Source organism: Faecalibacterium duncaniae (assembly GCF_010509575.1).
GTDB lineage: Bacteria > Bacillota > Clostridia > Oscillospirales > Ruminococcaceae > Faecalibacterium > Faecalibacterium duncaniae.
The window spans coordinates 1,370,158-1,391,329 of sequence record NZ_CP048437.1 but is presented as its reverse complement, the minus strand read 5'-3'; the positions used below and the strand labels follow the sequence as shown (position 1 = coordinate 1,391,329).

The window sequence follows — 21,172 nt, the reverse complement described above, 5'->3', positions numbered from 1 at the left end:
TCTCCGTTTTTGCATGATCCACGCTTTTCTACGCAAATCTACGCCACTTACCGGGTGATTGGCGTAAGTTTTGGCGTAAGTTTCGGCGTAAGAAATTCCGCTTCATACGTCGAAAATCACAGGTTGCCGGCGATCTGTTCAAAGGCCCTTTCAACCGATTCAAAGCTGCTGTGCGTGTAGACATCCAGCGTCACACTGGCATTGGAGTGTCCCATCAGGTATTGCAAGCTTTTTACATCCAGTCCAGCCTGCTGGACATTGGTGCAGAAGGTGTGTCGCAGCACATGAGGTGTAATGCGCGGAACAGGTTTGCTGTACGCCTTCTCAAACTTTCCCTGCACGCCACGCATATAGTTTTCCAAGTGCATTGCCACCTTCGGCATTCCGGACTTGTCCAGAAAGAGGAATCCGCTGCAACCATCCACCAGCGCTTCCACTTTCGTGGACGCTCTGGCTTTTACTACACGCCGCAACGCTGCACAAACGGTATCTGTCATGGGAACATTGCGGATACCGCTTTTTGTTTTCGGCGGTGTGACAAAGTAAGGCTTTTCAGCCGTCCGGCAAAGCTGCCGCCGGACATGGATACAGTGCCGTTCAAAGTCGATATCTGCTCGTGTCAGGCCATACAACTCACTCACACGCAAGCCGGTTCCCATAAGAATGACGATATCATCATAATAGTTGCCGCCATAGTCTTGAACGAATTGCAGATATTTTTCCTGCTGTTCTCTGGTCAGGGCATTGCGCACATAAGCGTCCTTCGGCACAACGTCCGACAGCTTGAACTTAAATGGATTCTTGCGGATGATGTCATCCTCTACCGCCATCTCAAACGCCGGTCTGACAACGCTTTGCAGGATTCCTATGGTGTTTTGCTTGAAACCGCTGTCATGCAGAAACACGAACCAGCCTTTCGCATCGGACAATTTTACCGTTTTGATGGCTTTTTGCCCGAAAGGGTCCGCATGAATCCGCTTGACCGCTGTGTTGTACGACCGAAGTGAATTGGGTTTCAACCCACGTTTCAGGTTCATATAGCGGTCAACCAGATCAGCCACCGTCATCTCTCCGGCGGCGTAGTCGATGCCGTCTGCCAGATCGCGCCACAGTTCTTCCTCTTTTTTCCGCAGCTCTGTCAGGGATTTAGCGTAAATACAACGCCGTTTCTTGTGGATATCGGTATAACGATAGTCGTAGGTGCCGTTTGCTCTCTGGCTTTCGCCATCCTTCAAAACACGGCCCTTGCTATCTTTGCGCTTTTCAGACATTTAGAAACTCCTTTCTGTGAAAAGCGCATATAGGGGTTAATTTTAGTATACCATACCGACCATGCGACTTCCACCGATATCGAATAGAAAAGACGTTGCATCATTCTCAAATAGAATACGCCTGCTCGATAAAGCAATCAAACAGACGGCGCTTGATCAAACGCTTGTTGCCCACCCAAAGGACAAATTTGCACTTATCCTCGTTGGTGATCTCACGCAGTTTATTGATGCCAATGCCGGAATAAGCCGCAGCTTCTTCCAGCGTCAGATTGCTCTTTTCCCAGATCGGAACTTGTCGGGACTTGGTCCCTCCATCTTGCTGATGCAAGACCGTTCCGTCGCTTGAAGTCTCCACTGGGGACTTCATTGCTTCGCAAACGCGAACTTCCTTCATAGGCAGACCTCCAATTCCTTGTAACCGAACGCCTGTAACCGGGCAGGAAAACTCTCTTTTTCTGCACACAGGGCATCCGGTGGGCTTTATACTTTTTCTTATCTTTTTAAGGTTACATGGTTACAGAAAGAGGAAAACACAGTAGCCATGCGGCCTTTGGACTGTAACTGAAGTGTAACCGAATCTGTAACCAGACGTGTAACCGCTGTTCATCAGAAGGGAAAGCCCAGCTGCTTAGCTTCTACATCCGTTATTTCGGAGAAATCTTCAGCCCCGGTTTCGGGGCTGGTTACGCGCTCCCAGCCTTTCTGAACGCCGTACTTCGGGTAACGCTTGGCGGTCTTGTGCGCCTGCCAGCCTTGAATATCGCCGCGCGAAATTCCCGTGTTCATGATCTCACAGATAGCGCGGGTCTCCCACTCTGCCGGGATGTTCGTGTTGCCCAGCGCTTCCGCATAGAGCTGCTTGGAACACACCCGGTCACCCGTGTAGTCCTCCAGAAAGGCGTAGATCATGCCAGCCTGTGCATCCTCCTGCATGAAGTCCTGCTGATGGACTTGCAGCGTTTCCTGCATGGCGGGGCTGAACGCCAGCTTGTAATTACCGCTGTTGTAGATGGTCATGGCTTCAGCCCAAAGCTGGGCGATATAGGCACGGGATTCGGCTTCATCGTCTAGAATGTGGACTTCGGCCAGTTCCGCATCCACCGGAACGGGGATAAAGCGGCGATTACCCGTGCGGTCACGGGGCAAAAAATCCTGCCGGTTGGTCGTGCCAGCAAAGACACACTGGCGCAGACGGTCGGCAGGATGGGTCTCGTAGGGGACTTTATAGGTTTCCTTCTGTTTACTGAGAAAACTTTTGATCTCCTCGATACTCTTGGCATTGGCGGTGGCAATCATCTCCGACATTTCGATAATCCAGTGACCTTGCAGCTTGCGGTACACGTTGTCATCGTCCAGCCGCCGCAGGTCATCCGAGAACCACTCATCCTTGACTGCCAGCAGTCGAAAAAAGGTGGACTTCCCCGCACCTTGCCCGCCCACCAGACAGAGCATGGTTTCAAATTTACATCCCGGCTGGAACACCCGTTTGATGGCTCCCAGCAGGAAGATTTTCATAGCTTCGCAAGTGTACTCGTCCTCCGCAGCACCGAGGAAGTGGTGCAGGACGTGGGCTATCCGCTCTGTTCCATCCCATTTCAGGCCGTTCAGGTAGTCCCGGATGGGGTGGTAACGGTTCTCGTTGGCAACGATGCGGATAGCGGATTCAATTTTCTTCTCGCTGGAAATGCCGTATTTCTCCATCCGGCGCAGGATATACTTCATGTCAGTGTCGTTCAGGGTCTTGCCGGAGCGGGGCCAACCCACGGGCTTCACAATGTCGATGCGCTCGCTCAACAGATTCAGCCGAATGGCATCGGCAAGCACATGGTCGTTCTGCAAAATCGTGATGCAGTTCTGGATTGTCCGCTGGATTTCGCCATTGGAATGTTTGGACAGCATCTCCTTCACATCCTCAACGGTTCGGGGAGTGCGTTCTTCGTTGACTTCTTTGCTCAATAAACATCACCTCGTACTATTATTGAAAACGATTTTCTGACTTTTCCGCAGTTGAAAGTGCAGATGGATTCCGCTGCGCCTGTTCTGCCTGCAAGCGGTTCAACAGTTGCAGAACGGAATCCCGTGCTTTCTCCTTGACCTGCTCCTTGCCTTTCTGCCGGACTTCCGGCTTCAGCAGCTTCTCCTGCAGACGTGCGGCGGTAGTCTGCATGGTCTTGAGGAACTTGTCCAGCACGGTGTCCAAACGGTGGGCGGCATATTCCCTCGTGGCCTGCGGAGCCTTGCGCTCCGGGGACAGCACCCACTTCTTCGTGTCCTCGATCATCCGCATATCTTCCTTGCGGGTCTCGGTGCGTACCACGTCGGTCACGACCTCCACCGCCTTGTCGTAGGCTGCTGCCGAAACTTCATCGATCAGCGTTTCCATGTCGTTGACCTTGAGGGTCAATTCGTCCAGCTTGCTCTGCTGGGCGGCAAGCTGCTCCTTCTGCTTGGCAAGGATGAAGTCCTGCTTTTCCAGATATTTGCGGTTGCCGTACTCCGCCTCTTCCTCCAAATCCAACCCATGACGTTTTGCAACCTCAAACAGCATCTTCCGGCAGGCGGCATCAAAGGTGATCTTGCGGTTGTTGCGGCGGCTGAGGGGCTTGTCCGGGTCAGGCAGGTCGAAGCCCAGTGCTTCCAATGCCTTTTCTTGCTGGGGTGCCACCTCGCCGTACTTGTTCTCGCAGTCGAACACATGACGCTCATGGATGTGGGGTGTGCTTTCGTCCAGATGCAATGCCCAGTCCAGCACATGAACGTGTTCGCCAAACTTGGCCTTGAACTCCTCAATGAACTCGGTGACGATGTTCAGCAAGTCCTCTGCCGAGGCGTGTTCATCCAGCGTTCCCAGCTGATAGATGGTTTCTTCCGGGCAGGTCTTGCGGCTGGACAACAGGTCGGGAATGGAGCGGTTGCGCTCCGTGTGCCGGATCTTGGCGTTGCGCCCGTTCTGACCTTCGATAAAGGCCGTGTAGTGGGTTTCGTAGAACTGCCGTTCTACGTCCGAGAAGGTTGCCGCCAAATCATCCGGGTCTTGTGGGTCAAGAGCCGAACGAAATCCGTGGAAGCAGTCCCAGTAGATGTTGCCCTTGGCTCGTTCCGGGTCGATGTGCTCACTGTTGGCAAGGTTGAAACTGCGGTCGTTGTGCTTGGGGTTGTAAGTGCCGTGGGTTCCGGCTCGTCCGTTGTGTCGTGTTAATTTCAGATAGACATCCCTCTTTTCCTGTATTTTTTGTGTATGGCCACTCGTGCGATCAAATCACAGGAGTGATACAATTCTTCTAAGCAACGGGTCTCGCATTTCAAGACCGTGTCTTGAAATCTTCTCTCAGAATCGAAAGGTAATCCTTTCGGAAAAGGATTTATGTGTTTGTTCTACTGCAAAGAAAGTGGCCTATCGCTCCTTCCCTCAGTGGGAGATCATGGCGTTTGTCGCTTTCTGCTTAGAAGAGTTTGCTTCTGCTCTGCAAGAAAAGTATAACAGAGAAACTCATACTCGAACAGGAACTGTGAGTTCCTAATTTTCGGTGAAAGTAGGAAACATCGTTCCCATTTCTTGTTGCATCGCTATTCTTTCTTTGCGAAAAATCACTAAGATGCTGCATCTCTGCAATTATTATAGCACCTGAAATCACTAAAGTCGTGGGCCTCGTAGGCCTATTATTGGCTCCCCAAGTGAACCTGTTTTGGTTACTTTTTCCTGATTTTAGTATAAGGTTTAGCGGGGGCTTCTTTCATTTCAACAGCTTGCCGGGAGAGTGCGCAGCAGCGGAGCTGCTGGATCTGCCGCCGTTTTGCGCCAGATAATAACCCAGTAGGATATGACGCACAGCGTCATATCACTGGGCAAGGCGTTCCCCCTTGACTCCCTTCAAAGGGCTGCGGTCTCGCCTGTCGGCTCGGTCGGTGCTTCAAAAGGCCAGTGGCCTTTTGAGGTCGCCACAGGCGACCCGCACCTCTCTGCACTCTTGCTCCGGGCAAGCTGTCCTGGAATGGACAGCTCGTCCGGCTCCGATGTAACGAGAACTGACAAATTCGTCCGTTTTCGTAATCGTATAGCACAAAAAGGCGGCCATCTGCACCCATGCAGACAGCCGCCTTTGGTTTTATGCTGTATTCTATTGGTCAATCTCTGAAGATCTTATCCAGTTCCCTTTCCATGGTGCCCGCCTTGGCAAATTCCAGCGTATCCGCCTGACGGATATGGTGGGCGGTGATGCCGTGACCCTTTGCAAAGCCCAGAATGTAGCTGATGGCAATGCGGTAGATGATCTCGGTCGGCGCAAGCCCATAGACCTGCTTGGCAAAAATGTGTTCCAGCCGGGCGTTATCGTCCGGGAAGGCTTGCCGCATCTTCTCGCTGCGGTAAAGGCGCTTGACGATTTCCGTAATGTACAGGCCGGACTTCATGTAGGGGTCCAGGAAGGTCTTGCCGGGGTCATCGAAGCAGCCGGGATTTTCCTGTTCCAGCAAGTCCACCATCTTTTTCACCACCCACTTGGGGGTAAAGATCTGGTTGGTTTTCTGGGGTGGGATGTAGTCGAAGATATCCTCGGTGCGACTCTCGTCAAAGTAATCCGCCAGTTTGACCTTCAGGTTCAGGAATTCCTTCACCGAATCGTCAAACACCACCGGGTCGAACAGGTGGCCTGCAAAGTGTTCCTCCTGTCCGGTGGCTTGGTTGATGTACGGCCCGCCGTCCCGCAAAAAGCGGAACTGCTCCAGCGTGATGCTGGTTACCTCCTGAAAGACCTTGTCCGGGATGATCCGGTCAAAGTTTGCCAGTGTCACGGTCTCGTCGCCGTAGGCCATGAGGAAGGACGGGATGGTGCGGGAGAAGCCCCGGAGATGGTCACGGACGGTGTCCTCGTAGCCCTTTTTCTCCTGCTCCTTCTGGTTGGTCTCCACGGTGCGCACGATGGTCTGCTGCATCTCCTGCGCCGTCTGCTGGATGGTGGATTGCAGCGTCTCCATCAGGGCGGCGGTGCTCTGCTGCTGCTTTGCGTCAAACTCCCGGTTCACCTGCTGGCGCTGCTGGGCGGTGGTGCAGCTTTGCAGCTGCTGGGTGCGCTGGGTCTCCAGCTGGCTCTGGTCGATGCGGTAGTTGTCCACCACCTTGTTCACCGCCACGTCCATCTTGGCTTTGGCGGTGCTCTCAAACCGCTTCTGGTCGGACAGCTTCAGGTCCCGCCCATACTCCTGCTTTGCCTGCTCCACCATAGGAGCGATGATCTCCTTGGTGATGCTCTTTTTCAGGGGTTCCAGATGCTCTTCTTTGGCAGGAGCCGGGGCATCGGTCAGGTCTTGCAGGGCGGTGTCCAGTGCCGGGGTGCTCTCGTAAATTTTCGCCCCAAATACATCCGCTGCCTTGCCGATGACGTAGCCCTCGTCCAAATCCACCTCGCCCTTGTCGTTCAGGGAGAGGTCTGCGCCGGTGTCCGGGGTGATCTGGATGGGCTTTGCCTTTGCTTCGCTGATGGGCTGGAAGTTTTGCAGAATGTCCAGCACCTCCTGCGGCGCACTGAACACGTTGGAAATGTTCTGGAACAAAAAATTGCTCTGGAAGCCCATCCGCACCACTTCTTTGGATTTGATCTTCCGGGGGATGCTGAGGACTTTTTCTGCATCCAGCGGGATCATCTCCCCTTCCTCGTCCTCGCCGATGACCGGGAAAAAGTTGAGCAGATTCTGGATGTGCGCCTTGCGCTCCTCGGTGTCGCCCTTGCCGCTGGCGGTGTCCTGTGAAAGATCGTTGGCGAACTGCTCGTAGATCAGCAGAGTGCGGGCGGGGTCAAAATCGAACACATAGGCGTTCTCTTTGCGGCGGAAGGTGCCGTTTTCGTGGAAAAGGCAGGGGTTCTGGGCACGGAATGCCGCCTGCATATACAGCGCCGGGCTTTTCAGGTTGGAGAGCATCAGCACCGCCGACCACTCCGGGATGGTGACACCGGTGGTCAGCTGCCCCACCGACAGGGTGATGGTCTTTTCGTGGTGGGCGATGGCAGCTTTTACCCGGTCAAAACTCTTCTGGTTCTCGTCCGTGTCGTCCAGCTTGCCGTCACCGGCGGCAAGGATCACCTCATAGTCCCGGAACACCGGGTGCGCCTGCAGCTTTTTCGCCAGCGCTCTGGCGCTGTCCACCCGGTTCAGCAGCCAGAAGGTGTGCTTCAGCTCGGCACGCAGTTCCGGGGTGGAAAACGGAAATTTGTTCTGGGTGGTCATGGCATCCAGAAAGCGGTCCACCTCAGCTTCGTGCTCAAAGCTGCCGCCCGACTTCACCTTGAAGAACTCGTTCAGGTCAAAGGCAAATTCCTGCGTTTCGCCGTCGATCTCCACGCCCTGCTGAATTTCGTCCCGGATGATCTCGGACATCTGGTAGGTGTAGAGGTTGAGCATGGGGAGGTTTGCGTAGGGGTTCTGCTGCCCCGGTGCGCCCTGCCAGTTCCGCTTGGCGGCCTGCTCGTCCGCGTAGGTCCAGTTGAAGATAGCATCCCCGGCAAACTTGTCGTTCGCCAGCGCCTTGAAAGGCGTGCCGGACAGGTGCAGCGTGAACTTGCGGCGAATACGGTCAAAGGCAAGGTCGGTCTTGTAGGTGTCCACGCCCTCGTGGGCTTCGTCGATGACCAGCACATCCCAGTTCAACTCGGTCAGGTGGCGCAGCTTGTCGTACTCGCCGCCGAAATACTTGGAGCCTTTCATGTCCTGCAGGCTGACGAACTCAATGCGCTTATACAGTTCCTCGCCCTGTGCGGCGGCATCCAGATAGCCCTGCTCGTCCAGCACATGGGGCTGCCCGGCAAAAGCATCCACATGGCTGACGAACAGATAGCCGGACTCCCTGCCCAGAAAGCTCACATAGTCGCTGTACCAGCTGTTGGCGATGGCAGGACGGTTGGTGACGATGAGCACCGTCTGTGCATCGACCTGCTTGCAGAAATCGTAGACGGAAAGCGTTTTGCCAAAGCGGGGCTTGGCGTTCCAGAGGTATTCCCCGCCGGGGTGGCTCTGGTAATAGGTTTTGGTGTCGCGGACAGCCCTTGCCTGCTCCTCCCGCAGGGTGTAGGCGATGGCTGCATCCAGCTGCACCCGGCCCCGGTTCATGCGGAAATCCTGAAAATACCGCCGGGACTGCTGCCCATCCAGATGGAACCACTCGTTTTTGCGGTCGTTCTCCACGTTCAGCTTGCGGAGGTAGGCGTGGAAATCGTGGTCGGTGAACACCTCGCCGCTGCCGTCATCGTAGACGGCATTGCCCCGCCACTCCTCGTGGAACAGCACATCGGCGGTGTGGGTCTGCTGTTTCAGGCGTTTGTCCACCGACTGCTCGGTGTAGCCGATCTTCGTCCAGCCGTTGTGCCGGGCAATTTCCGGGGTGGTATAGGCGTAGATCATGGGCACCACCTGCCGGGCAGTGCGCAGGGTTATGCCAGCCATTATGCCATCTCCTTTACATGGGTCTCGATAAATTCGATCTCGTCCGCGGTCAGGTCATACTTGCGGTAAAGCTGCTGGTCGATTTCCGCCACCGACTTGCTCCAATCAATGTCGGAATGGGCGGTAAAATCTTGAAGGGGAACGTATTTCCAAACAGACTTTTTGTTATCTTGGGTTACTTTTAGAACATATAGCAACGCGCGCGCAAGTTTACACTTTAGATACTTCTGAAGATTTTTAGCTTCTTCTCTCGTATCAAAGGCTCCAATACTAATAAACGTTTGCGTATGTCCAACGCCTTTTTCTCCAATATCTGAATCTGTCATAACTTCACCAAATCGTCCAGAGCCATTAGCTTTAGGGAAGAATAGCTTATATTTATCAAGATTCGGGTGTTTTGCAATGTATTTCCTATTAACGTATAAGCATACACGTTCATTTGATTTTCTGCCGAATATCTCAACACATTCATCTGCGCCTTGTTTTGTTTCAAAAAACACGATATTATATAGCTTATCAAATATGTTAGATGTCAAATCGTAGTCGTGTCCTTTGCTTATCAATGGTACTTCTTTTCCCTTTGAAATCATTGTCATTGACAGGATTTCAGGATGATCTACATACATTTGTTTAGTAAATTTATAGCTTTCTGGAGCAAATACAATATCACTAAGAGAACTCTTTATTTGCTTTTTCACCTTTTGAATGATTGTATTCAAAAGCGGATATGCCGTAAAGATTTGTATTGCACCGCATTCTTTTTCTCTGTCATGGTATGTAATAACTACGCCGCCCTTTATGTCAGTGTTATTGAAAATCTTTGCGCTATTCTGTTCATAGTACAGAACTTTCAAATGTTCGTCATTCAACATTTTTTCATTCCAAGTTTTTGGAGTTTTACCAGCGTTGAATAAAAATCGGGCGGGTGTAATAAGTTCTACCACTGATGCCATAGGATATGTGGCATCCATAAACAAGTTATAAACAGGGTTATCCGACGTTCCCTCCATCTCATCCTGATACGGTGGGTTTCCGATAACATAATCAAACTTCATGCTGGTACTCCCTTCCTGAATGGTTTCAAAGTTCTGGGCGGTTCCATGGCTGCCCTTGCGCCAATTTTTCACTTTACAGGATACCGCGGGCGGCTGCGGCTCTGCCGCCCCGAACATGGAAAAGAGGTCAAGCTGTTCTGTCTCCGGCTGGGGCTTGCCGCCGGGCACAGACAGGTGCAAGCCGTCCATTTGCCACAGGTTCCAGCTGATGATGTTGGCGATGGGTTGCAGTTCCTCTTTTGTGGGTTTGCGCTGCCACCGGGCTTGCAGATGCTCTGCATAGGTCAGCAGCAGGTTGACCCGCGCCAGCAAAAGATTATCTCCCTGATACTCATAGCCGTAGGTGGACTGCACCGCATGGGTGGCATATTTGTGCCACTCGTCCTCTGTGGCAGCGTTCTCGCTTACCACACGCAGCTTGCGGTCCAGAATGCCAATGCGCCGGGCGACCGGGATCATCTCGCCGGTGGCGGCATCGTACCGGGACGCCAGAAAGGGGGCTTCGCCGCAGGTCACCTCCAAGCGGCGGCTCTGCACATACTGCACCCATGCCGGAGTCCTGCCCTTGCAAACCGGAAACTGCACCGGCGTTTCCACCGTCTGCCAGCCTTGGAGCAGCTCCACCGTGAACTGCCCGGCGCTCTCCTCTGCCCCCAGCCCACGGAACCAGTCGGCGTCCAGTGCGTTGTTCATCTTGTTGCAGACCCATGCGGGGCTGAACACTTCGCCCTTTTTGCGGGTGCGCTGCTGCTGGGTGTCGGTCTGCTTCATCATCCGGGGCAGCACCACCTCGTAGTGGGTCAGCCCGAGCTGCTGGGTGGTAATCTGAGATCTATCCGTCACCGGTTCGTACATTACCGTTTGCAGCTCCTCCGGCGGGTCGGTGGCTCAGATGATGTTTTTACCGGTGGATTTATCTTTTAGTAGCGTATCCAGCACCGCCTGCACTTCCGGTGCGTGAAAGTCGATCAGTTGTTCCAACGGGGATTCCCTCGCTTTGCCTTAGCGTTGCGGCGGAAGTAGCATTTTTGTACTAGTTCCGCCTTATACTAGTATTATACAGCTACTTTTTGCCTTGTCTAGTATTGTACAGCCACTTTTCGTCAAAAGTAGGAGTGATTCATATACTAGTAGTAAGGAAAGGTGGTCAAGCTATGCTTGGGGAACGATTGGCAGAACTCCGCAAACTGAATGATGACACACAGCAGACCCTTGCGGACAAGCTTGGTATCTCCGTTTGGTCTATCCGTGCGTGGGAACAGGGAAAAAGCTACCCCTTCAGCAATGTGCTGCTTGCCATCTGCAAGCTCTACGGCACCTCCGCCGACTACCTGCTGGGTCTGACCGACATCGATCCCTCGGACGAGGCTCGCAAACAGCGCCAGCGCCTGACCGAAGAAGAACAAAACGAGATGCACCGCTACGAAGAATATCTGTTGTGGAAACGCAAAAAATAAGCCGCCCAGCGAGACCGTAAGGTCGCTGGGCGGCTGTTTTATCATACAAAAGTTCTAATTAAATACCTTTTAGAACTTTTCTTATTTTTCCCATATTATTTTTCAAATCATGTCGAATTTCTTCATCTTGTCCATACTCTTCTTCAGCATGCTCAATATAGGTAAAATAATTTCCTCGTTTGCTCTTTGCACCATGTTCAGAATAAAGCGTATACAGACCAGAAAGATTGATATGATTTCCTTTTCTGGTATACCCTCCTGTTTTTGCAATATTTTTTGCCTTTCTGTGCATCCGGTAATAGTATTTGGCCGTCGTTTTAGAGCGGATAAACACTTTCGTTCCATTAAACGAAAATCCTAAAAAATTGATAAATTTTTTACTATCGTCTGCACCTTTGTCTATCGCTTTTCCAATATTCTCAACCTTCTCTTCCTTATAATGAAAATATTGGGTTTTGCTCGGCTCCAATTTTAATCTAGGAGCACTTGCAATAAATGCTCTCACTTCAGAGAAGACATTCAGCGCATTATTGTTAGGTTCATCCGGCACTATCACAATAAAATCATCACTATACCGCATATAAAATCCGTGATATTGTTCAACTAGATCATGGATTTGCTTATCAACTTCCAGCATATAGAGGTTCGCCAACATTCCACTAATAGGTGATCCTTGTGGTATCCCGTAATGGTTCATATTTGGCTGTATGTGAGAACGATTGTTTTTATATTGTTCCGCTGTTAATACTCTTGATTGTTTATTGAGTGCGCGATGACCTGCTTTGTTGTCTTTCAGTTCATTTATAGCCAACAAGTCCGTCAGTTCCCATTGACTAAATGACGTGATATTCTTAAACACATTATAATGATCCTTTGGTAATCTTTCGCATTCCAATAACGAGCACCATTGCTTCTTCAAATAAGCATGGTCTAAGTTATCAAAGAAATGCGTAAAATCGCCAATCATCACATAGCAGTTTTCTGTCTTACGGATAAAATCGTAGGCCGCTTTGGAAAATTGAATATTGCTCTTTCTTAAATTTGTTCGATAGGCAACCGCAACATTAGAAATCCCATCACAAGTCGTTCGCTCGTTATATTTCTCATTCAAAATGTGACTGTAATACTGATAAATGCACCGATCAATATGTGCTGCATAGCAAATATCACGTTTTTTAGGAACTACTCCTTTTCCTCTTTTAAACTTGCTCATATCCATCTCATAATGGATAAATGGATAAAATCCATGCGCTGCAACTGCTTTTGGATTTGAAACATAATCTTTCATGCGACCGATATCTGTTCGCACATCAAAATGTGCATAATATCGCTTGCTTCTTTGAATTGTCTTCTTATCACTTAACCAAGCATCCATTGCTTTAATACCCCTAAAATGCAATATCCATCGGCACGAGGAATAGCGTCTCTAAGCCGATGGATATACGTTTGACGTGGTTACCCCTATTACCATAAAGGATTTTCAGAGTTCCCAGCTATTCTGTTAGCGCAATCATCAATTATGGTATAATTGACTGGGAGGCGATTGTCGTGATTTCATCAATCAGTCTGATTCTAGCATTTGCTACATCAGCATCAACAACCGTGTCAACTGTGCTGCTAAATATTCTCGAGAATATTCTAGCAGGAGAGTTGACAACAATCTCCTTCCCCCATACCTTTCGTATGGGGCACTTTAATTATAGCACTTTTTACCAAGTAATCAATGCTGTTCATAATAAATTAACCTGCCGTTGTGCATAGTCCGACTTATTATAACATTTTGCCGATATACTTCCGCAGTCCATCCTCTGTCCGAATATTATACTTCTCATCCACCTTTTTGAAGTACGCCTTCATCGCATCCAGCGAAATCTCCGCATGAGAAGTTTCGTCCGGCAGAAAACCCCTCCGGGCATCCAGCCAAGGGGCTTCTTTGTGGGTGATGCTTTCCAGAACCTTTCCGCTGTACATACCAAAGGTATCCAGCACCCGGTCTACCACCTCTTTGGCCTCCGGGGTGAGCGGCAGCGCACTCTCCTTCAACGGAACAAAGCGGTCATCATCAATGGGGTTGTACTTAAAATCTCGGAACAGATTATAGACATTGCGATACACCGGGCCATGCACCCACGCTTCACAAGGAGCATCAAACAGCGGTTTGTCATAAATCGCCGCATAGTTGCCCTGAATATAATACAAAAGCTTTTGCAGGGTCAGCGGTGTCACCTCATGCAGCGCTGAGAAGATATAGGCGATCACCGCCAGCAGTTCCACCGGGACAGCCACATAGAGGTTTTCCAGTTGCGTTGCAGCCGTGTAGGCCTTTTTGTAGGCGGTCTCTCCGATCTTCTCACGGTTTTGGTCCAGCAGTTCCTTCATATAGGAAGCCGATGCCAATGCGTGCAACATGATATCCGAGTACTCTTTGGACGGCACCTGCCCGGCAAGATAACGGGTGATGGTCACTTCCCCAAAGCCCAGTGCCAACGACAACGGTGCTTTGCCGATGTTGTAGAGTTTCATCAGGCGTTCGATGTCCTCCACCGTGATGATCTCCTCCGCTTTGCGGTACTGCTCATCCATTTCCTTTACGTTGTAGTCCATCAGGCCGGGAATCCCCATTTCGCCGCCGCATTCGTTGCAGAAAGCAGCCGTGATTTCAAAAGTATATTCCTTTTCCCGGATAGTCTGGTTGATTTTGATTTTCCTCAGGGTGTAGCTCGTTTCTCTGCGGCATTCTGTGCAGAAGTCCTTTCGTTCGCGCATAGTGTCCTCTCCTTCTTTTGTGCTCATTTATTTGAAGTAGTAAGTCAGCGGATGGCGTTGCTCGTGGAATGAGATCACGATGACGAATTCGTTGTCCAGCTTGTTAAACTTGATGTAAAGCGGCACCAGCTTTTCCGCTGTTCCGTATCGTTCGATCAACAGAACTTCTTTTCCAAAGATATAGAGTGTCTCATGTTCAAAGCCAGCGTGTTCATTCGGAACTGCGTCTGAGAAGTCCATTACGTTCAGATTCAGAATGATGTTTTCTGCATCCCTCATGGTAAGCAGATACGTATCAAAGAGTTTTCGATTATCCGGGCGTTTAGCATTCATATCCAGCCTGTAGCGGTGTGCTTTCACCGCACATTTCACGGCTTCAAGATAGTTCTCAACATCGGACACGCTCAGGTTCATTCAGTTCACTCCTTTTGAACATGATGGTATTTTTGCATTCTTCCATCATCATTATACTCGCGTGATTGAATTTTGTCAATATGCCATCACGCAGAAAAATTCGCTGACGCTCTGCCCGGCACAGAGTCCACCAGCGAATCGCTCTTTCTTCAAATCCCCTAGACAAAAAAATCGGCACCCGCTTTTCAGCGAGTGTCGATTTTGTTACCCTATCATGCGCTTTGATTTTTGGCGTAAGTGGCGTAAGTTTGGCGTAAATCCGCTTTTGCGCGCTCCAAAAATCAAGGATTCATGCGGTTTTTAGGCAGTTATTAGTACATGCCGCCCATGCCGCCCATGTCACCACCGGCTGCGGGAGCAGCAGGGGGTTCGGGCAGGTCAGCGACCAGGCTCTCGGTGGTCAGCACCATCTCAGCGACGGATGCTGCGTTCTCCAGAGCAGAACGGGTGACCTTGGTGGGGTCAACGATACCGGCGGCGATCATATCCTCAACAAAGACCTCGTTCTGAGCGTCGAAGCCATAGTTGGGCTTGTTGGCAGAGACGATCTTGTCGATGATGACGCTGCCTTCCAGACCGGCGTTCTTGGCGATCTGGCGCAGAGGTGCCTCCAGAGCCTTCAGGACGATCTTGGCACCGGTGCGCTCGTCGCCTTCCAGCGTGTCGCACAGGGCGCGCACAGCGGGGATGGCGTTGATGGGAGCGGTGCCACCGCCAGCGACAACGCCTTCCTGAACAGCAGCCTTGGTTGCGTTCAGAGCGTCCTCGATGCGCAGCTTCTTATCCTTCATCTCGACCTCGGTAGCAGCACCGACCTTGATGACTGCAACGCCGCCGGCCAGCTTTGCCAGGCGCTCCTGCAGCTTCTCGCGGTCGAAATCGCTGGTGGAAGCCTCGATCTGGTTGCGGATCTGTGCAATGCGGGCTGCAATGGCATCCTTATCGCCTGCGCCGCCCACGATGGTGGTGTTCTCCTTGGTGACCTTGACCTGACGGGCATGGCCCAGCATCTGAACGGTAGCGTCCTTCAGTTCATAGCCCAGATCAGCGGACACAACGGTGCCGCCTGTCAGGGTTGCGATATCCTGCAGCATCTCCTTGCGGCGGTCGCCAAAGCCGGGAGCCTTGACAGCGCAGACGTTCAGGGTGCCGCGCAGGCGGTTGACGATCAGGGTGGACAGAGCCTCGCCCTCGATGTCCTCAGCCACGATCAGCAGCTTCATGCCGTTCTGCATGACCTGCTCCAGCAGGGGGACCAGATCCTGGATGACGCTGATCTTCTTATCGGTGATCAGGATGGCGGCGTTGTCCAGAACAGCCTCCATCTTGTCGGTATCGGTGACCATATAGGGGGTCAGGTAGCCGCGGTCAAACTGCATACCTTCCACGATCTCGTTGTAGGTCTCGGCGGTGGTCTTGTTCTCCTCGATGGTGATGACACCGTCGGAGGTAACCTTCTCCATAGCCTCGGCGATCAGGCGGCCGATCTCGGGATCACCGGCAGAAATGGTGCCGACGCGGGCGATATCGTTGCTGTCCTTGACCTTCTGGCTGTGGGCCTTGATGGTCTCAACGGCCTTGGCAACAGCCTTGCTCATACCGCGGCGGATATCCATGGGGTTGGCACCGGCAGTAACGTTCTTCATGCCCTCGGTGACCATGGCCTGTGCCAGAACGGTTGCGGTGGTGGTGCCGTCGCCTGCGGCATCGTTGGTCTTGGTTGCGACCTCACGCACCAGCTGTGCGCCCATGTTCTCAAACTCGTCCTTCAGCTCGATCTCCTTGGCAATGGTCACGCCGTCGTTGGTGATGACGGGTGCGCCGAACTTCTTGCCCAGCACCACATTGCGGCCCTTGGGGCCCAGGGTGATCTTCACGGTATTTGCCAGGGTATCAATACCGGCACACAGTGCCTTGCGGGCATCCTCGCCCTGCTTGATCTGTTTTGCCATAATCAAATCGCTCCTTCAAAGCTCAAATTTCAATTTCAGAGGGGAAACTTACTCCACGATGGCCAGGATATCGCCCTGACGCACGATGGTGCACTCCTCACCGTCCACCTTGACCTCAGTACCGGAGTACTTGCTGGTCAGGACCTTATCGCCAACCTTCACGGTCATCTTGACTTCGTTGCCGTCCACGATGCCGCCGGGGCCAACAGCCACGACCTCAGCCACCTGGGGCTTCTCCTTGGCGCTGCCGGTCAGGATGAGGCCGCCCTTGGTGGTCTCCTCGACTTCAACGGCCTTGATAACAACACGGTCTGCAAGAGGAATGATCTTCATAGTTCTTGCCCTCCTATAATAAAATATAATGAAAACTTTTTTGGCACCTTCGGCCCATTCCTGCTGGGTCTCTGGTTGTTTAGCACTCCTTTTCTCTGAGTGCTAAGTGTATTGTACTCATCTTGAACTGAAAAATCAAGACCTTTTTGATTTTTCTTTTTGAACAATTTGTGACCACCCGAAAAAGTATCCTTACATCGAAAAAAGAGCAGTTCTCTTTTCCGGAGAGACTGCTCTTTTTCATCCAAATTAGTTGATTGTCTTGAAAAATGCTTGATTTACGGGCATATTCGCAGGTTTGCAAATTGATTTTACTACTCATTTACTACTTTTAACGGATTGAGCCTTGATATGCAAAAAGCACCTGCGGGCTGCCGGATAGACCGCTACACCACCTTACGCGGCACGTCGAAAAGAAAAAATAAAATAACACCACCTATAAGGCGGCGTTTCTCACTCCTACACTGGAGAACAGGAACGCTGCTTTTTTATGCCCTCATGTTACGCAGTAAGGGCAAATGAAGCCTTGATTTATGCGGCTCTTAGAGCGCGGAAATGAGAAATGCAAGGGTTGATACCTTTTCCCTCAAAACCGCGTTTCTACTGCGTAACAAATCCAACCAAAGGAGTGATGAAGCTATGGCAGTTTTCCGCGTGGAAAAGAACAAAGGTTATACGGTTATGAGCAACCACCATTTACGCAACAAGGAACTTTCCCTAAAGGCAAAGGGCTTGTTGTCGCAAATGCTCTCACTTCCCGAAGATTGGGACTACACCCTTGCAGGGCTGTCCCTTATCAACCGGGAAAGTATCGACGCTATCCGCACCGCTGTATGGGAGCTTGAAAAAGCCGGATATATCACAAGGCGGCAGGGACGCGACGAGAAAGGCAAAATGACCGCTATCGAGTACACCATTTACGAACAGCCACAGCCCCCAGCATTGGATTGTCCGGTATTGGAAAATCCAACAGCGGATAAGCCGATATTGGAAAATCCGACACCGGATAACCCGACGTCGGAAAATCCAACGCAATTAAATAAAGAACTATTAAAAACTAACTTACCCAAAAAAGAAAAATTAAATACAGATGTATCAAGTACCCATTCCATTCCTTTCCATTCCCTAAATCCCTCTCCCTTAGAGGACGCGGCACAGCCGCCGGAACGGAAGCGAAAGGAAGCGACAGACGCATACAGCGTGTATGAGGAAATCATCAAGGACAATATTGAGTACGACTATCTGATACAGGACAGATACCTTGACCGGGACAGGATAGAGGAAATCCTTGCCCTTATTCTTGAAACCGTCTGCACCAAACGAAAAACAATCCGTATCGCCGGGGACGACTACCCGGCAGAGCTTGTAAAAGCAAGGTTTATGAAACTGAACAGCGAACATATCCGCTTTGTACTTGACTGTATGCAGGAAAACACCACCAAAATCCGCAACATCAAGCAGTACATGAAAGCTGCCCTTTTCAATGCCCCGTCTACGATTGGCAGCTATTACACGTCCCTTGTATCTCACGATATGGCAGATGGTACTTTTTATGGGAAACCGAAAAAATCCGGCATACCCGATTACACCTGCAACGAGGGCGAAAGCCTGTAAACCAACCCAAAGGAGGATTTGATTATGACACAGAAAACAGGAGCTTTGATTTTTGATGAAACCGCTGACCGCTACGACATTCGCTTTGACGTAAACGACTACTACGGGGGCTTACATTGCGGCGACTGCATGGAGGTCTTTGTGCGGGGCAAATGGAAGCCTACCCGTATGGAGTACGGGGACAACTGGTATCTTGTGGGTATTCGGGCGGCAGACCTTTCCGGGCTGCGGGTACGGATTTAACAGGGCGGCGTGAAAACGGACGCTCTTTTTTCATGCCCGCCCCGCTTCCCGGCGGCGGGCATACCACCATAGAACATGAAAGGAGGACACCCATTGCAGGAGGAAACCAACGAAAAGACCATAGCCCTTTACATCAAAACCGGGAAACTGACGGCACAGCAGCTCCAAAAGGCTATGAAAGCCCTGCTTGCACAGATGAAAAAGCAGCATGACAGACAGAAAATCCCGCATGGCAAACAGACCCTAAAGCAGCTTATGAAGCAGAACGCGGGCGTTTCCAACATTGAAATCACAAAGGACAATATCAAAGCCTTTGAGAGTACGGCGAAAAAGTACGGGATTGACTTTGCCCTAAAGAAAGACAGCACCGAAATCCCGCCCCGCTATCTTGTTTTCTTCAAGGGACGGGACGCGGACGCACTGACCGCAGCTTTCAAGGAGTTTTCCGCAAAGAAGCTGACGCAGGAACAAAAGCCCTCTATCCGAAAGCTGATTGTTTCCCTCAAAGAAAAGGCGGCGGCTTTGAACGCACAGCGGGACAAAGTAAAAAACAAAGACAGGGGGATTGCAAGATGAACGCTATCAACTGGAAAAAGCTGCTGCTTCCCAACATTCCCTATCTGCTCTTTGTGTATCTCTTTGATAAAGTCGGGCAGGCGGTACGCCTTGCGCCGGGAGCTGACCTGTCCGGCAAGGTGCTGTCGCTTGGGGAGGGCTTTTCTATGGCTTTTTCAAACCCGCTTCCGAGCCTTGCCCCTATGGATTTACTGATAGGAATTTTAGGCGCGGTGCTTATCCGGCTGATTGTCTATGTAAAAGGCAAGAACGCGAAGAAATACCGGAAAGGTATCGAATACGGCTCTGCCCGTTGGGGAACTGCCGAAGATATTAAGCCCTACACCGACCCGGTATTTCAAAATAACGTGCTGCTGACACAGACGGAACGGCTTACCATGAACAGCCGCCCAAAGCAGCCGAAGTATGCAAGAAATAAAAATATCCTTGTTATCGGGGGAAGCGGCAGCGGCAAGACGAGATTTTTTGTGAAGCCCAACTTAATGCAAATGCACAGCAGCTACGTTGTAACCGACCCGAAAGGAACGGTTTTAGTTGAGTGTGGGAAGCTCTTACAGCGGGGCGGCTACCGGATAAAAGTATTGAACACGATTAACTTCAAAAAAAGTATGAAATACAATCCCTTTGCCTATCTCCGCAGCGAGAAAGATATTTTGAAACTGGTAAACACCTTGATTGCCAACACCAAAGGGGACGGGGAAAAAGCCGGGGAGGATTTTTGGGTAAAATCGGAACGGCTCTTTTACTGCGCCCTTATCGGCTACATTTGGTATGAAGCCCCGGAGGAAGAAAAGAACTTCACGACGCTGCTTGAAATGATAAATGCGTCGGAAGCCCGCGAGGACGACCCGGAATTTCAGTCCCCCGTTGACCTCATGTTTGAACGGTTGGAGGAAAAAGACCCGGAACATTTTGCCGTCCGGCAGTATAAGAAATTCCTGTTATCTGCGGGAAAAACACGAAGCTCTATCCTCATTTCCTGCGGTGCGCGGCTTGCTCCTTTTGATATTAAGGAACTGCGCGACCTTATGGAAACCGATGAAATGGAGCTTGACACCATAGGCGACCGTAAGACCGCCCTGTTTGTTATCATTAGCGACACCGACGATACCTTTAACTTTGTTGTGAGTATTCTTTACACACAGCTTTTCAATCTGCTTTGCGACAAGGCAGATGATGAATACGGCGGCAGGCTGCCCGTCCATGTGCGCTGTCTGTTAGACGAGTTTGCAAATATCGGGCAGATACCGAAGTTTGAAAAGCTCATAGCCACTATCCGAAGCCGGGAAATCTCCGCTTCAATCATTTTGCAAAGCCAGTCGCAGCTAAAAGCGATATACAAAGACAACGCTGATACCATAGTCGGCAACTGCGACACCACCCTGTTCTTGGGCGGCAAGGAGAAAACCACCCTCAAAGAAATGTCGGAAATCTTGGGGAAAGAAACCATTGACAGCTTCAATACTTCCGAGAACCGGGGGCGCGAGGTATCGCATGGGCTGAATTATCAGAAGTTAGGCAAGCAGCTTATGACCGAAGATGAAATTGCAGTCATGGACGGCGGGAAATGTATTTTGCAGCTACGAGGGGTGCGCCCGTTCTTCTCTGATAAGTACGACATTACAAAGCACCCCAACTACAAATACCTGTCCGACTATGACAAGAAAAATACCTTTGATATGGAAAAGCACCTACGGCGCAGACCTGCCCTTGTAAAGTCGGACGAACCCTTTGACTATTACGAAATCAGCGAAGCAGATTTGCAGGAGGACACCGCCCATGAATAGACGTATCCGAAAGAAAAAGGACAAGAAAATCACAGAAGCCATAAACGGGCTTATTTCCATTGCCGAGTGGCAGGAAAGACAGCGGCAGGCAGCTATCCAGCAGTTTGTAAAACGGTGTGAAGCCCTGTATGAGCAGCAACGAAAGGAGGAATTGACGCAGTAACAAAGAAAAATACAACTTACAGGATACGCGCCCCTACAAAAATTCCTATCGCTCACCCCAACAACTGAATACCGCCGCGCGGCAGACACATAGGCAGCGCGGGGAAA

17 protein-coding genes are annotated in these 21,172 nt (G+C 51.0%); 6 read left to right on the top strand and 11 right to left on the bottom strand.

Annotation, left to right across the window (positions count from 1 at the left end; genetic code table 11):
- Positions 1-116: 116 nt before the first annotated feature.
- From GXM22_RS06735 to GXM22_RS15240, 6 genes are all read right to left on the bottom strand, one after another.
- Positions 117-1,271, bottom strand: a complete 1,155-nt coding sequence (locus tag GXM22_RS06735) for a site-specific integrase (protein ID WP_005932581.1) — start codon at positions 1,269-1,271, stop codon at positions 117-119.
- A 106-nt stretch (positions 1,272-1,377) separates the two neighbouring features.
- Positions 1,378-1,665, bottom strand: coding sequence for an excisionase (locus tag GXM22_RS06730; RefSeq protein ID WP_005932579.1), 288 nt, complete (start codon positions 1,663-1,665; stop codon positions 1,378-1,380).
- Between the two features lie 212 nt (positions 1,666-1,877).
- Positions 1,878-3,170, bottom strand: coding sequence for a virulence-associated E family protein (locus tag GXM22_RS06725; protein ID WP_082210788.1), 1,293 nt, complete (start codon positions 3,168-3,170; stop codon positions 1,878-1,880).
- 76 nt (positions 3,171-3,246) lie between these two features.
- Positions 3,247-4,293 carry a plasmid recombination protein gene (locus GXM22_RS06720; protein ID WP_005932574.1) on the bottom strand — a complete coding sequence of 349 codons (1,047 nt, stop codon included), beginning with the start codon at positions 4,291-4,293 and terminating at the stop codon, positions 3,247-3,249.
- 1,103 nt (positions 4,294-5,396) lie between these two features.
- Positions 5,397-8,705, bottom strand: coding sequence for a DEAD/DEAH box helicase family protein (locus GXM22_RS06715; RefSeq protein ID WP_097772257.1), 3,309 nt, complete (start codon positions 8,703-8,705; stop codon positions 5,397-5,399).
- On the bottom strand, positions 8,705-10,615 hold the full coding sequence (locus GXM22_RS15240; protein WP_005932553.1) for an Eco57I restriction-modification methylase domain-containing protein: 1,911 nt from the start codon (positions 10,613-10,615) through the stop codon (positions 8,705-8,707). Before GXM22_RS15240 ends, GXM22_RS06715 begins: the two co-directional genes overlap by 1 nt.
- A 299-nt stretch (positions 10,616-10,914) precedes the next feature.
- Between GXM22_RS15240 and GXM22_RS06705 the strand changes: the two genes are divergently transcribed.
- The gene (locus tag GXM22_RS06705) at positions 10,915-11,217 is read left to right on the top strand and encodes a helix-turn-helix domain-containing protein (RefSeq protein ID WP_005932550.1); all 303 of its coding nucleotides are present in this window, start codon (positions 10,915-10,917) and stop codon (positions 11,215-11,217) included.
- A gap of 58 nt (positions 11,218-11,275) precedes the next feature.
- On the opposite strand, the gene GXM22_RS06700 is transcribed toward GXM22_RS06705, so the two are convergent.
- From GXM22_RS06700 to GXM22_RS06680, 5 genes are all read right to left on the bottom strand, one after another.
- The gene (locus GXM22_RS06700; RefSeq protein WP_005932547.1) at positions 11,276-12,592 is read right to left on the bottom strand and encodes a reverse transcriptase/maturase family protein; all 1,317 of its coding nucleotides are present in this window, start codon (positions 12,590-12,592) and stop codon (positions 11,276-11,278) included.
- Between the two features lie 395 nt (positions 12,593-12,987).
- On the bottom strand, positions 12,988-13,983 hold the full coding sequence (locus GXM22_RS06695; RefSeq protein WP_035394022.1) for a type II toxin-antitoxin system antitoxin SocA domain-containing protein: 996 nt from the start codon (positions 13,981-13,983) through the stop codon (positions 12,988-12,990).
- Positions 13,984-14,010: 27 nt separating this feature from the next.
- Complete coding sequence (locus GXM22_RS06690; protein ID WP_005932542.1) at positions 14,011-14,397, bottom strand: hypothetical protein; 387 nt, start codon at positions 14,395-14,397, stop codon at positions 14,011-14,013.
- Between the two features lie 311 nt (positions 14,398-14,708).
- Complete coding sequence (gene groL, locus GXM22_RS06685) at positions 14,709-16,349, bottom strand: chaperonin GroEL (RefSeq protein ID WP_005932539.1); 1,641 nt, start codon at positions 16,347-16,349, stop codon at positions 14,709-14,711.
- A gap of 48 nt (positions 16,350-16,397) precedes the next feature.
- Positions 16,398-16,682, bottom strand: coding sequence for a co-chaperone GroES (locus GXM22_RS06680; RefSeq protein ID WP_005932536.1), 285 nt, complete (start codon positions 16,680-16,682; stop codon positions 16,398-16,400).
- Between the two features lie 639 nt (positions 16,683-17,321).
- Here GXM22_RS06680 and GXM22_RS06675 point away from each other — a divergent pair.
- The 5 genes from GXM22_RS06675 (at position 17,322) to GXM22_RS15045 (ending at position 21,065) form a co-directional block, all read left to right on the top strand.
- Positions 17,322-18,296: a DUF6017 domain-containing protein gene (locus GXM22_RS06675; RefSeq protein ID WP_021419790.1), complete on the top strand. Its 975-nt coding sequence runs from the start codon at positions 17,322-17,324 to the stop codon at positions 18,294-18,296.
- 24 nt (positions 18,297-18,320) lie between these two features.
- Positions 18,321-18,539 (top strand): DUF5348 domain-containing protein, encoded by a 219-nt coding sequence (locus GXM22_RS06670; protein ID WP_004611927.1) that lies wholly within the window; start codon positions 18,321-18,323, stop codon positions 18,537-18,539.
- Positions 18,540-18,632: 93 nt separating this feature from the next.
- Positions 18,633-19,115 carry a PcfB family protein gene (locus tag GXM22_RS06665; protein ID WP_021395806.1) on the top strand — a complete coding sequence of 161 codons (483 nt, stop codon included), beginning with the start codon at positions 18,633-18,635 and terminating at the stop codon, positions 19,113-19,115.
- The gene (locus tag GXM22_RS06660) at positions 19,112-20,902 is read left to right on the top strand and encodes a VirD4-like conjugal transfer protein, CD1115 family (RefSeq protein ID WP_005932510.1); all 1,791 of its coding nucleotides are present in this window, start codon (positions 19,112-19,114) and stop codon (positions 20,900-20,902) included. The genes GXM22_RS06665 and GXM22_RS06660 overlap by 4 nt, the downstream gene beginning before the upstream one ends.
- Positions 20,895-21,065: a hypothetical protein gene (locus GXM22_RS15045; protein WP_005932507.1), complete on the top strand. Its 171-nt coding sequence runs from the start codon at positions 20,895-20,897 to the stop codon at positions 21,063-21,065. The genes GXM22_RS06660 and GXM22_RS15045 overlap by 8 nt, the downstream gene beginning before the upstream one ends.
- Positions 21,066-21,172: the final 107 nt, after the last annotated feature.